Origin of the sequence: Marivita sp. S0852 (assembly GCF_046591575.1) — a bacterium.
Lineage (GTDB): Bacteria > Pseudomonadota > Alphaproteobacteria > Rhodobacterales > Rhodobacteraceae > Marivita.
Genome location: NZ_JBIQWA010000001.1, coordinates 506,128 through 523,835, shown reverse-complemented (window position 1 = coordinate 523,835; position 17,708 = coordinate 506,128). Strand labels below are relative to the sequence as shown.

Annotated in this window: 13 protein-coding genes; 8 read left to right on the top strand and 5 right to left on the bottom strand. The window is 59.7% G+C overall.

Annotation, left to right across the window (positions count from 1 at the left end; all coding sequences use genetic code 11):
- Positions 1-64: 64 nt before the first annotated feature.
- Positions 65-409, bottom strand: a complete 345-nt coding sequence (locus ACG74X_RS02585; RefSeq protein ID WP_411232515.1) for an antibiotic biosynthesis monooxygenase family protein — start codon at positions 407-409, stop codon at positions 65-67.
- Positions 406-729, bottom strand: coding sequence for an NIPSNAP family protein (locus ACG74X_RS02580; protein WP_411232514.1), 324 nt, complete (start codon positions 727-729; stop codon positions 406-408). The genes ACG74X_RS02585 and ACG74X_RS02580 overlap by 4 nt, the downstream gene beginning before the upstream one ends.
- A gap of 105 nt (positions 730-834) precedes the next feature.
- Between ACG74X_RS02580 and ACG74X_RS02575 the strand changes: the two genes are divergently transcribed.
- Positions 835-1,533 carry an ArsR/SmtB family transcription factor gene (locus ACG74X_RS02575; protein ID WP_411232512.1) on the top strand — a complete coding sequence of 233 codons (699 nt, stop codon included), beginning with the start codon at positions 835-837 and terminating at the stop codon, positions 1,531-1,533.
- Here ACG74X_RS02575 and ACG74X_RS02570 read toward each other — a convergent pair.
- Together ACG74X_RS02570 and ACG74X_RS02565 are read right to left on the bottom strand one after the other, a co-directional pair.
- The gene (locus ACG74X_RS02570; RefSeq protein ID WP_411232511.1) at positions 1,511-4,504 is read right to left on the bottom strand and encodes an error-prone DNA polymerase; all 2,994 of its coding nucleotides are present in this window, start codon (positions 4,502-4,504) and stop codon (positions 1,511-1,513) included. The genes ACG74X_RS02575 and ACG74X_RS02570 overlap by 23 nt on opposite strands.
- An 80-nt stretch (positions 4,505-4,584) precedes the next feature.
- Positions 4,585-5,316 (bottom strand): 4'-phosphopantetheinyl transferase family protein, encoded by a 732-nt coding sequence (locus ACG74X_RS02565; RefSeq protein ID WP_411232509.1) that lies wholly within the window; start codon positions 5,314-5,316, stop codon positions 4,585-4,587.
- Between the two features lie 108 nt (positions 5,317-5,424).
- Between ACG74X_RS02565 and ACG74X_RS02560 the strand changes: the two genes are divergently transcribed.
- The 5 genes from ACG74X_RS02560 (at position 5,425) to rlmH (ending at position 10,536) form a co-directional block, all read left to right on the top strand.
- On the top strand, positions 5,425-6,108 hold the full coding sequence (locus ACG74X_RS02560) for a hypothetical protein (protein ID WP_411232507.1): 684 nt from the start codon (positions 5,425-5,427) through the stop codon (positions 6,106-6,108).
- A 70-nt stretch (positions 6,109-6,178) separates the two neighbouring features.
- Positions 6,179-7,162, top strand: coding sequence for a deoxyribose-phosphate aldolase (deoC, locus tag ACG74X_RS02555; RefSeq protein ID WP_411232506.1), 984 nt, complete (start codon positions 6,179-6,181; stop codon positions 7,160-7,162).
- A gap of 33 nt (positions 7,163-7,195) precedes the next feature.
- Entirely contained in the window at positions 7,196-9,544 is a 2,349-nt protein-coding gene (locus tag ACG74X_RS02550) for an aldehyde dehydrogenase family protein (RefSeq protein ID WP_411232504.1), read from the top strand.
- Between the two features lie 152 nt (positions 9,545-9,696).
- Positions 9,697-10,062, top strand: a complete 366-nt coding sequence (gene rsfS / locus ACG74X_RS02545; RefSeq protein ID WP_411232503.1) for a ribosome silencing factor — start codon at positions 9,697-9,699, stop codon at positions 10,060-10,062.
- The gene (gene rlmH / locus ACG74X_RS02540; RefSeq protein ID WP_411232502.1) at positions 10,063-10,536 is read left to right on the top strand and encodes a 23S rRNA (pseudouridine(1915)-N(3))-methyltransferase RlmH; all 474 of its coding nucleotides are present in this window, start codon (positions 10,063-10,065) and stop codon (positions 10,534-10,536) included. It begins immediately after the preceding gene.
- Positions 10,537-10,631: 95 nt separating this feature from the next.
- Here the strand turns inward: rlmH and ACG74X_RS02535 are convergent, their stop codons facing one another.
- Positions 10,632-11,435: an undecaprenyl-diphosphate phosphatase gene (locus ACG74X_RS02535; protein ID WP_411232501.1), complete on the bottom strand. Its 804-nt coding sequence runs from the start codon at positions 11,433-11,435 to the stop codon at positions 10,632-10,634.
- Positions 11,436-11,655: 220 nt separating this feature from the next.
- Between ACG74X_RS02535 and ACG74X_RS02530 the strand changes: the two genes are divergently transcribed.
- Both ACG74X_RS02530 and gltB read left to right on the top strand, forming a co-directional pair.
- Complete coding sequence (locus ACG74X_RS02530) at positions 11,656-13,089, top strand: NAD(P)-dependent oxidoreductase (protein ID WP_411232499.1); 1,434 nt, start codon at positions 11,656-11,658, stop codon at positions 13,087-13,089.
- Positions 13,090-13,143: 54 nt separating this feature from the next.
- Positions 13,144-17,682 (top strand): glutamate synthase large subunit, encoded by a 4,539-nt coding sequence (gene gltB, locus ACG74X_RS02525; protein ID WP_411232498.1) that lies wholly within the window; start codon positions 13,144-13,146, stop codon positions 17,680-17,682.
- Positions 17,683-17,708: the final 26 nt, after the last annotated feature.

Below are 17,708 nucleotides of genomic sequence, written 5' to 3'. Positions count from 1 at the left end.
TGAATTTGCAAACCCGTTGCCTTTGTGCGCGTTGGGTTTGCATATTTGCGAAAAGAAGATGCGATCAGCCGTGTACTTTCACACTGTCCTCCGGGGCCTGATCGCGGTCAAACATACCGTAGTCGCGGATCACATGAGCGACGCGGAGGTGATAGTCTGAAAACACGCCGCTGCGGCCTTTGGATTGCGCGTTGCGGTGTGCGGCCAGTTTGCGCCAGCGCAGGACCGCGTCTTCATCCTCGAAAAAACTGAGCGAAAGCAGTTTTTCAGGGTTTGTCAGGCTTTGAAACCGCTCGACCCCCAGAAATCCTTCGACCTGTTCGACCATCGGGCGCATCTCGGCCGCGATGTCGAGATAGGCGTCTTTCTGGCCCTCGGCGGGGATGACTTCGAAGATGATGGCGATCATTTTGGCTGTCCTTGTGGAGTGGAGCAAAGCTTGAGGAAGGTGCGGTCTTCGCGCAAGAGGAACTTTTCGCGTTGGGCGAAGGCATAGTTTTCCTGACCAAGCGGATCGGCAGACAGGCGGGCGCGGTAGGCTTCGTATTCTGCAAGATTTTCAATGCTGTAGATGCCGTAGGCCAGCGTGCTTGAGCCTTCGTGGGGGGCGTAATACCCGATCAGGTCTGCACCGCAGCGCGGGATAGCCGTGCCCCAGTTGCGCGCATAGGTTTCGAACTGGGATTTCTTCGTGGGATCAATGTGATAGCGGATGATGCAGGTCAGCATGTCTGGTCCTTTGGTTGTGGTGGCAACGGTGTAGCACGGTGCGGTGCGGCGTTATTTCGATGCAGATCGTATTGTGCGCGTGCATATTTCAGGTAAGATCGAATTATGAAGCACGGACCCGACATAGCCCGCATCGCAGCGCTGATTGGTGATCCCGCCCGTGCCAATATTCTGACGGCGTTGATGAGCGGAAAAGCCTTGACTGCCAGTGAGTTGGCGGCAGAGGCGGGGGTGTCGGCGCAGACGGCGTCTTCGCATTTGGCACGGTTGACCGATGGTGGTCTTGTCACAGAGGCGCGGCAGGGACGGCATAAATATTTCACGCTGGCGTCGGAAGAGGTGGCGCAGGTTTTGGAAACGCTCATGGGATTTGCTGCGGGGCAGGGGCATTTGCGGACACGGACCGGACCAAAGGATGCGGCGCTTCGGGAGGCAAGGGTGTGTTACAACCATTTGGCCGGCAGCAAGGGAATTCAGCTGTTCGATAGCCTTTTGGCGCGTGATTTCATGGTGTTGACCGATGATCAGCCAAAGCTGACCGAGCCGGGGGAGGCCTTTGTGCAAACCCTTGGGATTGACCTTGCCCCATTGATGAACTCTCGTGCGCCGGTCTGTCGGACCTGTCTGGACTGGAGCGCGCGGCGGTCGCATCTGGCGGGATCATTGGGGCGTGCGCTTCTGAAGCGGTTTGAAATGATGAGCTGGGCCTATCGGGTGAAGGACAGCCGGGCGGTGCGGTTTTCCGGGGACGGGGTGCGGCGGTTCAATCAGGCGTTTCCGATCACTCCGGATTTCCGCGGGTGACGGGCAGCGGCATCGGCGCCGGTTTGGGTTTGCCGTACGATTGGGTCGGTTTGTACGGTTGACCCGTACAAGTTCGATCCGGGGTGAGCAAAGGCCTGAGCAACGCCACGGGATGACGGCGCAAGGTCAGGTGCATGGCGACGTAATCTTCGACGATCTGTTCGCCCTCGGTCATCTCGGGCAAAAGGGCGGCGGGTTCGGCGATGCCTTCGCCGTCGATGTCGCCATCGAAAAGCGGAAGCGGTTTGCGGCTGGTCAGGGCCTTTGCCTCCCAGAGAGCTTGCCTGCGGTTCTGGCCCAGCGCGCGGAATGTATCGGCCTCGGCCAGTTTTGCGATCACGGCCGGGTCAAGCCCGGCGCGGCGCCAGACATCGGTCACGCTTTGATATCCATTGCCGCGCCCGGCGGCGATCCATTGTGCGTCTTCTTCGGACAGGCCTTTGATCTGACGAAAGCCAAGGCGCAGGGCCAGGTTTCCGTCTTTGGTGGGTTCCATGACGTTGTCCCAATAGCTGGCGTTGATGCAGATGGGCAGGACCGTCACGCCATGTTCGCGCGCGTCGCGGACGATCTGGGCAGGAGCGTAAAAGCCCATCGGTTGGGAGTTGAGCAGCGCGCAGGCAAAAATGCCGGGGTGGTGGTGTTTGACCCAGGCGCTTGCGTAGACCAGCAGGGCAAAGCTGGCGGCGTGGCTTTCGGGGAAGCCGTAGGAGCCGAAGCCTTCGATCTGGGAAAAGCAGCGTTCGGCGAAGTCTTCCTCGTAGCCGTTGCGGCGCATCCCGCGCATGAAGAGGGTGCGGAATTCCGACACTGAGCCATGCTTCTTGAAGGTGGCCAGAGACCGGCGCAAGCGGTCGGCCTGTTCGGGGGTGAAACCCGCGCCGACGATGGCAATCTGCATCGCCTGTTCCTGAAACAGCGGCACGCCAAGGGTTTTGCCCAGCACTTGCCCCAACTCATCTGATGGGAACGACACCTCTTCTTCGCCATTGCGGCGGCGGATATAGGGGTGGACCATATCGCCCTGGATGGGGCCGGGGCGGATGATGGCGACCTCGATCACCAGATCGTAAAACGTGCGCGGGCGCATACGCGGCAGAAAGTTCATCTGGGCGCGGGATTCCACCTGAAAGACACCGATGCTGTCGGCGCGGCACAGCATATCGTAGACGCCCGGGTCTTCGGGTGGGAGGGTCGCCAGTGTATGCGTCTGGTTGTGGTGCAGTTTGAGCAGGTCAAAGCTTTTGCGGATGCAGGACAGCATACCAAGGGCGAGCACATCAATCTTGAGAATGCCCAACGCGTCGATATCGTCTTTGTCCCAGCAGATGACGGTGCGGTCTTCCATCGTGGCGTTCTCGATGGGGACCAGTTCGTCAAGCCGGCCTTCGGTGACGATAAAGCCGCCAACATGCTGTGAGAGGTGGCGGGGGAAGCCGATGATTTCAAAGATCAGGTCCATCGTGAGCCGCAGGCGGTGGTCGTTGGGATCAAGGCCGATTTCGCGCATGCGGTGTTCTTCGAGACCATTGGTGGAAAAGAACCCCCAAAGCTGCGAGGAGAGCGCGCCGATGGTGTCCTCACTCAGACCCATGGCACGGCCAACTTCGCGGATGGCGCGTTTGCCGCGGTAGTGGATGACCGTTGCGCACAGCCCTGCACGGTGGCGGCCGTAGCGGTCGTAGATGTGCTGGATCACCTCTTCGCGGCGTTCATGTTCGAAATCGACGTCAATGTCGGGCGGCTCGTCCCGCGCCTCGGATACGAAGCGTTCGAACACCATCGTGCCAAGTTCGGGGGAGACAGAGGTCACGCCAAGGCAATAGCAGACAACCGAGTTGGCCGCCGATCCGCGCCCCTGACAGAGGATGCCGCGCCCTCTGGCAAAGTGGACAATGTCGCGGACGGTAAGGAAATAGGGTTCGTAATTGAGTTTTTCGATCAAAGCCAGTTCGTGTTTGAGAAGGCGTTTGACCTTGTCGGGTGCGCCATAGGGGTAGCGCCATTTCATGCCTTCATAGGTCAGGCGTTTGAGGCGTTCCGTGGCGGTTTCATTGGCGGTGATTTCGCTGGGATATTCGTAGCGCAGTTGGCCCAGATCAAAATGACAGTCGTGGGCCAGCGCTGCGGCGCGGTCCACCGCATCGGCATGGGGGCCAAGGATGCGACGCATATCGGTTTCCGAGCGCAGGCGCTGTTCCCCATTGGCAAGGGCCTGTGTGCCCAGATCATCCACACGACAGCCCTCGCGGATGGCGGTCACCACATCGGCCATGCGACGGCGGCGGCCGTGATGCATGATGGGCGTGGCCGAGGCGATGGTGGGGATGCCAAGCCGGGTTGCGAGATCGGTGTGGGCTGCAAAGCGCTGTGGGTCCTGGCCGTCGTAATGCGGGCACAGCAGCACATATGTGTGACCGGGGAAGCGGCGCGTCATGCGATGCGCGTGTTGCAGCCAATCGCCCGCGCCGCTCTGGGACGTTGGCGCGGTTTGGGACGGGTGCAAAAGCCAGTGAAGGCCGTCATCGCATCCCAGCAGATCGTCGAGCCTCAGGTGGCAGTCGCCTTTGGGGGCGCGCATACGGCCTTTGCTGAGCAGGCGACAGAGATGTGCCCAGCCCTGGCGGGTGCTGGCAAGGGCGGTGACGGTGAACCCGGTGTCAGTGACGATTTTTGCGCCGGGGATCAGGCGTGGCACATGGGTGAGGAGATGAGACCGCTGGTGTGGGATATGGTCTGGAACTGAAGGGCCGATGGGCCCGTGTTTGGCCTCTTGTTCTGCGCGTTCGGTGAGGATGCGCTTGATCTGTTTCGCTTCGGTCCAGGCGCGCACGATGCCTGCAACTGTGTTGGTGTCGGTGATGGCGATGGCAGACAGGCCCAGCTCGGCGGCACGGGTCATGTATTCCTCGGGGTGGGAGGCCCCGGTGAGAAAGGTGAAATTGGAGGTGATCGACAGTTCTGCGAACATGAGAACAGTTTATGTTCTTATTTTGTTCTATTTCCAATGATTCGATAGAGTCGATTTAGGGTATTGGAAAGGTTTGATCTTTAGGCAGATGGCACGGCCAACCATGTGAGCACATGTGTATCCGTGTATTCGAAACGAATGGGAAAGGTATCACCTGTGCGAATACCAATCGCCAAATCCGTGGTCAGGCGAAGGCGCATCATGTTCTGTGTCGGGGCCGCGACCAATTCTGCGCAGTCAAAGCCGAAATAGCGATCAACGCGTGGGTGCAGCGCTTTGAACAAGGCCTCTTTTGCCGAAAACACGAGCGTTGCCTTGATGGCAGGGGGCAGATCCCCTTTGGTAATTGCCGTGCGGTCTTGGGCCGTCAATGTTTCCGAGCGAATCGCGGTAAGGGATGCGCCGCTGGCGATCGCTTCGGTATCGACGCCATAGAACTGATCGGTGTTGCGCGACAGCATACAGGCACACCGACCGCGTGCGTGACTGATCGATCCGGTGAGCCCTTGCGGCCAGACGGGTGCGCGCGACGGGGCGGTGGTGATCGGTGCGGGTGGGGCGTCAAGCGCCATCATGGCAGCCTGTGCGATGCTGCGCCCGGCAAGGTAATCGGCTTTGCGTTTGGCAACAGCGCGCATGATGCGGTCGGGACATGCAATCCCAAGGCTGCTGAACAGGGCATCTTTATAGGCATCCACATGATATGAGCCGGTTACCAAAAGAGCACCATCAATGCCGGATTCCTGCGCCCGCAGTCCGGACACAAAGCCCTTGGAACGCTTTTGCAGATCGGTGAAGACTGTGCTGGTCATGGTGTTGGCTTTGCTGGCCGCGCGCAAACGGTCAAGTGAAAACCGCGCCTGTGCATTTACTTGCGACCCGCGCAAAGCTAGGCAGATCGGGTCAGCAGGAGGCAGCGCATGTCTGATCAGGCCAAAACCAGGGGGGTGATGTACGTCGCTTGGGGCAGGGCTCATGTCGATGTGGCGCGGCGGTCGGCGGCGTCGGTCAAGCGGTTCAATCCAGGGATGCCTTGTGCCATCTGGTGCGCAGAGGATGACGATACGAGCGGGTTTGACCGGTCATTTGTCATTCCTTCGGAGATGACGCGACCGAAGGTTGGGGCGCTAAAGTTCAGCCCGTTTGACGAGACGCTGTATCTGGACAATGACACGATGATCCGCGCCGACTTGTCGTCCTTGTTTGATCTTTTGCAGCGGTTCGATCTGTGTGGGGCGCATGTCATGTTGTGGCATCGGCCACGGCACCGGCGGATGTGGAAAACCGAGGTGCCGGAGACCTTTCCCGAAATCAATTGTGGCGTGCTGCTTTACCGCAAAAATGCGGCGACCGAGGCGTTTTTCAGCGATTGGCAGGCGGCCTATGATGCGGCCGGGTTCAAGATTGACCAGCCCACCTTTCGCGAGACGCTGTGGCAGTCCGACCTGCGGTTTTACGTATTCCCGCCGCAATTCAACAAACGGATCTTTGAGGCATCGGAGTTGATATATTCTGACCAGCCGAAACCGCGGATTTTGCATCTGCCGATCCTGAGGCCGCAGAAAAACGCGGTGAAACGCTGGTTTTCCAACCTGATCAGGTAGGCGTGTCGCCGCGTTCCGGGTTGTGCGCGTATGGCGCGCGTGTCAGCATCAGGATCAAGGAGTGACACCGATGCAAACTGCCACTGAGACAATGCAGCTTCCACAGACATTGGAGCCGCGCAATCCGGGGATGGAGCTTGATCTGGATTGGGTCATGCGGGCGACCGCGAACCGGTCGGCGATCGAACGGCGCGCGGCGACATTGCCGGCGCGACGGTCGGTCAAAAAGGCGCATCAGGCGGCATGGTTGTGCCGGGCGGTGTCTTGCATTGATCTGACGACCTTGGCGGGAGATGACACGGTCGGCCGTGTTCAGCGTTTATGTGCCAAGGGACGGCAACCGGTGCGGCATGATCTGCTGCAGACGCTGGGCATGGAGGGGCTGACGGTTGGGGCGATCTGCGTGTACCACGATATGATTGCCCCCGCTGTGGAAGCGCTGGACGGATCGGGCATTCCGGTGGCGGCTGTCAGCACGGGGTTCCCTGCAGGATTGTCGCCGTTTCATTTGCGCGTGGCCGAGATCGAGGAGAGCGTCAAAGCGGGGGCGGCCGAAATCGACATCGTGATTTCGCGGCGGCATGTGCTGACCGGGAATTGGGACGCGCTTTATGATGAGATGAAGACCTTTCGCGCGGCCTGTGGCGAGGCGCATGTGAAGGCGATTTTGGCCACCGGTGAATTGGGCACCTTGCAGAATGTCGCGCGGGCGTCTTTGGTCTGCATGATGGCGGGGGCCGATTTCATCAAGACCTCGACGGGCAAGGAAAGCGTGAATGCGACGTTGCCCGTGTCTTTGGTGATGATCCGCGCCATTCGGGAGTATTTTGAAGAGACCGGGTATCGTGTGGGATACAAGCCGGCCGGCGGGATTTCCAAGGCGAAGGACGCGTTGGTGTATCAGGCTTTGATCAAGGAAGAGTTGGGGGATCGGTGGTTGCAGAATGATCTGTTCCGGTTCGGGGCATCCTCGCTTTTGGGCGATATTGAGCGGCAGTTGGAGCATCATGTGACAGGGGCCTATTCGGCATCCTGGCGGCATGCGGCTGGATAGGTTGGATTTGCATATTTTTGAAAAGAAGACGCCATGACTGTTCAGGATATATTTGAGACTATGGAATATGGAGACGCACCCGAGTCGGCGGCGGATGCGTTGGCGTGGTTGGTCGATCAGGGATCGCGGTTTGGCCAGTTCGTAGATGGCGACATGACTGCGCCGGGGGAGGTGTTCGAAAGCCGCAACCCTGCGACCGGTGAGGTTTTGGCGCATCTGACGCAGGCGTCGCGTGCGGATGTGAATGCGGCTGTGGTGGCGGCGCGCAAGGCGCAGGGCAAGTGGGAGAAGCTGGGTGGTGCGGGGCGCGCGCGTTACTTGTATGCGCTGGCACGGCTTTTGCAAAAGCATGCGCGGCTGTTTGCGGTGCTGGAGACGCTGGACAATGGCAAGCCCATTCGGGAGAGCCGGGACATTGATATTCCGTTGGCACAGCGGCATTTGTATTATCACGCTGGTCAGGCGCAGGTGTTCGAGACCGAATGCGCGGGGTGGGTTGCGCAGGGTGTGTGCGGGCAGGTGATCCCGTGGAATTTTCCGCTGCTCATGCTGGCCTGGAAGGTCGCGCCTGCCTTGGCGGCGGGGAATACGGTGGTGTTGAAGCCTGCGGAATATACGTCTCTGACTGCACTCTTGTTTGCGGATATGTGTCGACAGGCGGGTCTGCCGAAAGGGGTTGTGAACATCGTCACCGGCGATGGTGCTGTGGGAGAAATGGTTGTCACACACCCGGATGTGGACAAGGTGGCGTTCACCGGATCGACCGCTGTAGGGCGACGTATCCGGGAGGCGAGGGCGGGGTCTGGAAAGGCGCTGACGTTGGAGCTTGGGGGCAAGTCTCCGTACATCGTGTTCGAGGATGCGGATCTGGATTCAGCTGTTGAAGGCCTGGTTGATGCGATCTGGTTCAATCAGGGGCAGGTCTGTTGTGCGGGGTCGCGGCTTTTGGTGCAGGAAGGTGTGGCGGAGCGGTTTTATGCCAAGCTGCGCGCGCGGATGGATAAGCTGCGGGTTGGGCCGCCTTTGGATAAGTCGATTGATGTGGGCGCGATTGTCGACCCCAAGCAGTTGGAGACGATCACGCGATTGGTGGATGGGAATACCGCCGGTGAGATGTATCAGGCGGATTGTGCGCTGCCCGAGGGTGGGTGTTTTTACCCGCCGACTTTGATCACCGGGCTGAGTGCGGCTGATCCGTTGATGCAGGACGAGATTTTTGGGCCTGTTTTGGTGGGCACCACGTTCCGCACGCCGTCTGAGGCGGTCGTATTGGCCAACAACACGCGCTATGGGCTGGCCGCGAGTTTGTGGTCCGAGAATATCAATGTCGCTTTGGATATCGCGCCCAAGCTGGCGGCGGGTGTTGTTTGGGTGAACGGGACCAATATGTTCGATGCGGCGGCCCCCTTTGGCGGGGTGCGCGAAAGCGGGTTTGGGCGTGAAGGTGGGCCGGAAGGGATGATGGCTTACACAAAACCCGCCGGGAAACCGAAAGCGTTGGCCAAGGTTGAGGGGTTCAGTTCGGGGCCGAATACGGAACCTCAGGCGGTGGACCGGACGGCGAAGCTTTATATAGGCGGCAAGCAGGTGCGGCCGGATGGTGGCTATGCGTATGAGGTGTTTTCACGCGCGGGCAAGCTGATCGGGCAGGCACCCTTGGCCAATCGCAAGGATGTCCGCAACGCGGTTGAGGCGGCACGCGGAGCCAGTGGCTGGGTTAGGACAACGGCGCATTTGCGGGCGCAGATCCTGTATTATCTTGGGGAAAACCTGGCGGCGCGTGGCGATGAGTTTGCTGCGCGGATCAATCAGATGACGGGCGGGCGCGGTGGCGCGAAAGAAGTGGACGCTTCTGTTGACCGATTGTTCACCTATGCCGCCTATGCTGACAAATATGATGGTCGTGTGGCGCAAGTGCCGTTGCGGGGGATTGCCTTGGCGCTGCGCGAACCCTGTGGTGTGATTGGCGCATTTTGTCCAGATGATCAGCCGTTGCTTGGGGTGGTGTCGGTGATGGCCCCTGCGATTGCGATGGGTAACCGGGCTGTGCTGGTGGCGTCTGAGCCGTTTCCGCTGGTGGCTGCGGATTTTTATCAGGTGTTGGAGACGTCTGATGTGCCGGGCGGTGTGGTCAATATCCTGACCGGGCGGCATGCAGAGCTGGCCCCGACGCTGGCGCGTCACATGGATGTGGAGGCGGTGTGGTCGTTTTCGTCTTCTGACCTGTCCGCCGAGATCGAGCGGGGTGCGGCGACAAATCTAAAGCGGAGCTGGGTGAATAATGGCCGCGCGCGGGACTGGATGGGACCAGAAGGCGAGGGCGCGGCGTTTCTGGATCAGGCGACCGAGGTCAAGACGGTCTGGGTGCCTTACGGCGCGTGATTGCCATTTTTTGTGGTGCTTATTGAGAATTTACATATGCGATGTTATTTCCTGTGTACCCAGCGCCGGGGCTTAGCGGCGTTTATGTTAAGGAGGACGATGTCCTGTCTCTTCAAACGGATGTGGCTGTGGCCACTGACGGTGGTTTGCCCATGACCGGCACACACGCACACGGATCAGCCAGCGATGCGACGCTCGCGGCGATTCTTTCTGAACTTGATGACAACAAAGCCGAAGACATCGTGCAGATTGATCTGCGCGGTAAATCATCCATGGGTGACCATATGGTCATCTGTTCGGGGCGATCAACGCGCCAGGTGTCTGCATTGGCGGAAAAGCTGATGGATATGCTCAAAACGGAGCGGGGTATCTTGTCCAAGGTTGAGGGCAAGGACACCGGCGATTGGGTGTTGATTGATACCGGAGATGTGATTGTGCATATTTTCCGGCCCGAAGTGCGCGAGTTTTATCAGTTGGAAAAGATGTGGCTTCCTGCGGGGGAAGCGCGGACCAGCTGAATGCGGGTGCATTTGCGCGCGATGGGGCGGCTTGCGGGCCGCTCTGAAGAGCGTGCGCTGGTGGATGATTATCTTGCGCGGTTCGACCAGACGGGACGCGGGCTTGGCTGGCGCTTTGGTGGCGAAACCGAGCTTGAGGACAAGAAGAACGGTGGGATGGCGGCTGAGGCTGCGCTTTTGCGTGGCGCGTTGCCCTCGGGTACTGTTATGGTCTGTCTGGACGAGCGCGGCAGCCTTTTGTCATCGCCGGATTTTTCAAAGAAATTGCAAATATGGGCTGATCAAGGCCGATCTGACATCACGTTTGTTATCGGCGGGGCGGATGGGATAGATCCGTCCCTGCGCGGTGAGGCTGATTTTTTGTTGTCATTCGGCAAAATGGTTTGGCCGCACAAATTGGTCCGGGTGATGCTTGCCGAGCAATTGTATCGCGCGGCATCTATTGCGGCTGGCGGACCGTATCATCGGGTTTAAGATTGGCATTGGGGTTTTCGTTGGACAGGTCCGAGGGGCGCTGGCCCTCGGGCTCCCCGAGGTATTTGAGGCCCAAAGAAACAAGCTATGCGATGTCAGGTATAGGCGATGATCAACAGGATGATGCCGAGAATCACGCGATAGATCACGTAGGGCGTGAAGCTGACGGATTTCAGAAGTCTGAACATCAGAGCGAGTGCTGCGAGAGCGGCGAAAAACGCGAAAACGGCGGCGATTGCGCCGTCTCGGGCGGCGGCCATGTTGGCGGTCTGGATCACCTCGACCCCGATGAGGGTGCCTGAGGCGATGATTGTCGGGATCGACATCAGCATCGCCAGCCGTGCGGCGCTGGTCCGGTCATAGCCAAGTTGGCGTCCGGCGGTGATCGTGATGCCCGAGCGCGAGGTGCCGGGGATGAGGGCCAGCGCCTGCCAGAGTCCCATGATAACCGCGTCGCGCAGGCTCCAGCTTGTGGCCTTTTTGATGGTGGGGCCGGTTTGATCGGCCCAGTACAGCACAAGGCCGAAGATCAGCATGGCCCAGCCGATGACGGCAACCGAGCGGAGCGCCTCGGTCCATCCGGTGAGTTTGAGGACGAGGCCGAGGAGAATGACCGGGATTGTCGCAATGATCAGGCAGAGCGCCCAGAACGCGCCCTGGGTGTCGATTTTTCCGCGCAGAAGGCGGGTCATGCCGTGGCTGACGTTTTTTACATCTGAACGGAAATACAAAACCACAGCGAACAGGGTGCCGACATGCACGGCGACATCAATGATCTGGCCCTGATCCTGTGCGCCGATGAGATTCGGCAGCAGAATGAGGTGACCGGAGCTTGAGATTGGCAGGAATTCGGTGATGCCCTGGACAAGCGCCAGAATGAGCAGGTGGGTCAATGCCATGTCGGGCCGTCCATGATCAACATCATCGACGGGTATAAAGCCATATAAATCAGGCGAAAGAGCTAAATTAAGTCCGGATCGGACCTAATTTAGCTGCATTGCGGCGTGAAGTCGATGCAGTGTCGGCAAAAAAGTGCGAAATAGGTCAGCATAATTTACTTTTATTTCTGCGAACAATTCTGTAGTGAAGCCAAACGTCAAATAAGGAAGGACATCCGCCATGGCCAAACAGCCGATGTTGAAGTTTGTGCAGGTTGAACGCGATATGCCTGCAAAACGCGATGCAGAAGAGCGGCGCGAGGACTTCCATGAGATTTACGCCGAATACGCGGATGCGAAAGCCAAGGAACAGGCAAGCCGCTGTTCGCAATGCGGCGTGCCCTATTGCCAGACGCATTGCCCGCTGCACAACAACATCCCCGACTGGCTGCGCCTCACCGCTGAGGGGCGGTTGCAGGAGGCCTATGAAGTGTCGCAAGCCACCAACACCTTCCCCGAGATTTGTGGCCGCATCTGCCCTCAGGACCGCCTGTGTGAAGGCAATTGCGTGATCGAAACGTCGGGTCATGGCACTGTGACCATCGGGTCGGTCGAGAAATACATCACCGACACCGCCTGGGAAGAAGGCTGGGTCAAGCCGATCAAACCCGCGCAGGAGCGGGCGGAGTCGGTTGGCATTATCGGTGCCGGACCGGGCGGTCTGGCCGCCGCCGATGTGCTGCGCCGCCAGGGGGTGCAGGTGACTGTTTACGACCGCTATGACCGTGCGGGTGGGTTGCTGACTTACGGCATTCCCGGCTTCAAGCTTGAGAAGCCCGTTGTCATGCGGCGCAACGAGCAGCTTGAGCTGGGGGGCGTCACGTTTGAGCTGAATTGCAATGTGGGCGAAGATATCTCGTTTCAGGACATTCGCGCCAAGCATGGCGCGGTCATCATCGCCACGGGCGTTTACAAATCGCGCGATCTGGCGGGGCCGGGCTCTGGCGCGGACGGGATCGTCAAGGCGCTGGATTATCTGACGGCGTCGAACCGCAAGAGCTTTGGCGACGATGTGCCCGAGTTCGACAGCGGAGAGTTGAACGCCGAGGGCAAGCGCGTTGTTGTCATCGGTGGCGGCGACACGGCGATGGACTGCGTGCGCACGGCGATCCGTCAGGGCGCGACGTCGGTGAAGTGCCTTTACCGCCGCGACCGGGCAAACATGCCGGGGTCTCAGCGCGAAGTGCAGAACGCCGAGGAAGAGGGCGTGCAGTTTGAGTGGCTGACCGCGCCCAAGGGCTTTGTCGGTGAGCCGGTCGAGGGTGTGATGGTCCAGCGGATGCGCCTGGGCCTGCCGGATGCGACCGGGCGGCAGATGCCCGAGGTGATCGAGGGATCCGACTACGTGGAGCCTGCCGATCTGGTCATCAAGGCGCTGGGTTTTGAGGCCGAGGCGTTGCCGACACTTTGGGGCGCGCCGGAACTGGCCGTAACACGCTGGGGCACGGTAAAGGCCGAGTTTACCACAGGTGCGACGGACCTGCCGGGCGTCTACGCCGTCGGCGATATCGTGCGCGGTGCATCGCTGGTCGTTTGGGCGATCCGTGATGGACGCGACTGCGCCGAGGCGATCCTTGAGCGGTTCAATAGCACCAGCGCCGTTGCCGCAGAATAAACAATAAGCCGGGCCGCCAAGCGCGCGCCACCGGCCCCTGAGGAGGGAGAGAACATGACCAAATATGATGCGAACTGGGCGGCGGCCGAGGAAGCCAAGCGGAAATGGCTGGCCGAGAACGGTCTCTATTCCGAGGAAGAAGAGCATTCGTCCTGCGGGGTGGGGCTTGTGGTGTCCCTCGACGGCAAGCCGAGCCGCAAAGTGGTTGAGGCGGGCATTGATGCGCTCAAGGCGATCTGGCACCGGGGCGCTGTGGATGCCGATGGCATGACGGGCGATGGCGCGGGTATTCATGTGCAGATCCCCGTGTCGTTCTTTTACGATCAAATCAAGCGCACCGGACACGAGCCGCGCAAGAACGAGTTCGTCGCGGTGGGGCAGGTCTTTCTGCCGCGGACCGATTTTGGTGCGCAGGAAACCTGCCGCACGATTGTCGAGACCGAAGTGCTGCGCATGGGGTACTACATCTATGGCTGGCGGCATGTGCCTGTCAGCATTGACTGTCTGGGCGAAAAGGCAAACGCGACGCGGCCCGAGATTGAGCAGATCCTGATTTCCAATTCCAAGGGTGTCGATGAAGAGACGTTCGAGCGTGAGCTCTATGTCATCCGCCGCCGCATCGAAAAGGCGGCGGGCGCGGCTGGTATCGGGCAGCTTTACATCGCGTCGCTGTCTTGCCGGTCGATCATCTATAAGGGCATGATGCTGGCCGAACAGGTGGCGGAGTTTTATCCAGACTTGCAGGACGAACGGTTCGAGAGCGCCTTTGCGATCTATCACCAGCGCTATTCAACCAACACCTTCCCGCAGTGGTGGCTGGCCCAGCCCTTCCGTATGTTGGCGCATAATGGTGAGATCAACACGCTCAAGGGCAACGTCAACTGGATGAAAAGCCACGAGATCCGAATGGCCTCAGGCGCGTTTGGCGACATGGCGGAAGACATCAAGCCGATCATCGCCAATGGCGCGTCGGATTCGGCGGCGCTCGATGCGGTGTTCGAAGTGCTGGTGCGCGCGGGGCGCAATGCGCCGATGGCGAAGACAATGCTGATCCCTGAATCCTGGTCCAAGCAGGCGATTGAGCTGCCGCAGGCGTGGCGGGATATGTATTCTTACTGCAACTCGGTGATGGAGCCTTGGGACGGCCCTGCTGCGCTTGCCATGACCGATGGTCGCTGGGTCTGTGCCGGGCTTGACCGGAACGGGCTGCGTCCGATGCGCTATGTCGTGACCGGCGATGGGCTGCTGATTGCGGGCTCTGAGGCCGGGATGGTGCCGATTGACGAGGCCACCGTGCGCGAAAAGGGCGCGCTTGGGCCGGGGCAGTTGCTGGCTGTGGATATGCAAGAGGGCAAGCTTTACCACGACACAGAGATCAAGGACAAACTGGCCGCAGCCCAGCCCTTTGGCGACTGGGTGGGCAAGATCAACGAATTGGACAACGCACTTGCGGCCGTAACCGAACAACCGATGTTCGAGGGGGCGGACTTGCGCCGCCGTCAGATTGCGGCAGGCTATACCATCGAAGAGCTGGAGCAGATCCTTGCGCCGATGGCCGAAGATGGGAAAGAGACGTTGGCGTCCATGGGCGACGACACGCCGTCTGCGGTTTTGTCCAAGAAGTACCGTCCGCTGTCGCATTATTTCCGGCAGAATTTCTCTCAGGTGACAAACCCGCCGATTGATTCATTGCGCGAATACCGCGTGATGAGCCTTAAGACGCGGTTTGGGAACCTCAAGAACGTGTTGGACGAGTCGAGCGCGCAAACCGAGATCATTGTTCTGGACAGCCCGTTTGTGGGCAATGCGCAGTTCAAGGAAATGACCACGCATTTCTCTGCTGGTCTGTGCGAGATTGATTGTACCTTCCCGGCGGGTGGTGATCAGGGTGCGCTGCAACGCGCGCTTGAACGGGTGCGGTCCGAAGCGGAGGATGCGGTACGGTCTGGGGCCGGGCATATCATCCTGACCGATGAGCATTGCGGAACGGATAAAGTCGCAATGCCGATGATCCTGGCCACCAGTGCCGTGCACAGTCACCTGACGCGCAAGGGGTTGCGGACGTTCACATCCCTGAATGTCCGGTCTGCCGAATGTATCGACCCGCATTACTTTGCGGTGCTGATCGGGGCCGGGGCCACTGTTGTGAATGCCTATCTTGCCGAGGATTCGCTGGCGGATCGGATCAATCGTGGCTTGCTGGATATTTCTCTGACCGAAGCGGTTGCGAAGTACCGCGATGCTGTCGATCAGGGCTTGCTCAAGATCATGTCGAAGATGGGGATTTCGGTGATTTCCTCGTATCGCGGAGGTCTGAATTTCGAGGCTGTGGGCCTGAGCCGTGCGATGTGCGCGGAGTATTTCCCGGGCATGCTGAGCCGCATTTCGGGGATTGGTCTGCTGGGTCTGCAGCGTAAGGCCGAGGAAATTCACGCGCTGGGCTTCCGGGGGGGACAAGACGTGTTGCCCATCGGCGGCTTCTATAAGGCGCGCAAATCGGGCGAGACTCATGCTTGGGGCGCGCAGTCGATGCACCTGATGCAGATGGCGTGCAACAAGGCGTCCTATGAGCTTTGGAAGACCTATTCCAAGGCGATGCAGGCGAACCCGCCGATCCATTTGCGCGATCTGCTGGCGATCAAGCCCATTGGGGAGCCGATCAATATTGAAGAGGTGGAATCCATCACCTCGATCCGCAAGCGGTTCGTGACGCCGGGCATGTCGCTGGGCGCGCTGTCGCCCGAGGCGCACAAAACGCTGAATGTGGCGATGAACCGAATTGGCGCGAAGTCTGACAGCGGCGAGGGCGGCGAAGACCCGGCGCATTTTGTGCCGGAGCCGAATGGCGACAACCCGTCTGCGAAGATCAAGCAGGTGGCGTCGGGCCGCTTTGGCGTGACCGCCGAATACCTGAACCAGTGCGAAGAGCTTGAGATCAAGGTCGCGCAAGGGGCCAAGCCCGGCGAGGGCGGTCAATTGCCGGGGATGAAGGTGACGGACCTGATCGCCCGCCTGCGGCATTCGACCAAGGGTGTGACGCTGATCTCACCGCCGCCGCACCACGATATCTACTCGATCGAAGACCTTGCGCAGCTGATCTACGACCTCAAGCAGATCAATCCGCGCTGCAAGGTAACGGTGAAGCTGGTGGCGTCCTCGGGTGTGGGCACGATTGCCGCCGGCGTGGCGAAGGCCAAGGCCGATGTGATCCTGATCTCTGGTCACAATGGCGGTACGGGGGCCTCGCCCGCGACCAGCATCAAATACGCTGGTCTGCCGTGGGAGATGGGGCTGACCGAGGCGCATCAGGTTCTGTCGATGAACAACCTGCGCTCCCGCGTGACGTTGCGCACCGATGGCGGTTTGCGCACCGGGCGCGACATCGTCATGGCGGCAATGATGGGGGCCGAGGAATATGGCATCGGCACCGCCGCGCTGATCGCGATGGGCTGCATCATGGTGCGCCAGTGCCAGTCGAACACCTGTCCCGTTGGCGTGTGTACGCAGGATGAAGAGCTGCGGGCGAAGTTCACCGGGAACGCGGACAAGGTTGTGAACCTGATCACGTTCTACGCGCAGGAAGTGCGGGAAGTGCTGGCCTCTATCGGTGCGCGGTCGATTGACGAGGTGATTGGCCGGGCGGACCTGTTGTCCCAGGTGTCGCGCGGGTCGGATCACCTGGACGATCTGGACCTCAACCCGCTGTTGATCCGCGTCGATGGGTCTGACGACATCGTCTATGACCGCAACAAGCCGCGCAATGCGGTGCCCGATACGCTTGATGCGGAAATCGTGCGCGATGCGGCGCGGTTCCTAGAAGAGGGCGAGAAGATGCAGCTGTCCTATGCGGTGCAGAATACGGATCGAACCGTTGGCACACGCACATCGAGCCACATCGTAAAGTCGTTCGGTATGCGCAACGCGCTTCAGCCGAACCATTTGACGGTGAAACTGACCGGATCGGCGGGTCAGTCGCTGGGTGCGTTCGCGGCACCTGGCCTGAAACTGGAAGTGTCAGGCGATGCGAATGATTATGTCGGCAAGGGGCTGTCCGGTGGCACAATTGTTGTGCGGCCGCCGATGATGTCGCCTTTGGTGGCTGCAGACAATACGATCATTGGCAACACCGTTTTGTATGGCGCGACCGATGGGTATCTTTTTGCGGCTGGTCGCGCAGGCGAGCGGTTCGCGGTTCGCAATTCAGGTGCGAAGGTTGTCGTGGAAGGCTGTGGGTCCAACGGGTGTGAATACATGACCGGGGGTGTTGCGGTTATCCTGGGCGACATTGGGGCCAATTTCGGCGCGGGCATGACCGGAGGGATGGCGTATCTTTATGATCCTGATGGCAAAGCGCAGGCGCTGATGAACATGGAAAGCATCGTCACCTGCCCGGTGACCGAGCAGCACTGGATCAGTCAGTTGGAACGCCTGGTCGAGCGGCATGTCGAAGAGACAGGCAGTCGCAAGGCGCAGGACATTTTGCAGCATTGGGATATTGAGCTTGCCCATTTTGTGCAGGTTTGTCCCAAGGAAATGCTCGACAAGATCGAACACCCTCTGGGCATCGAAGAGCACGCGGTCCCGGCGGAATAAATCGGTATCAGCTTAAGAAAAAGTCC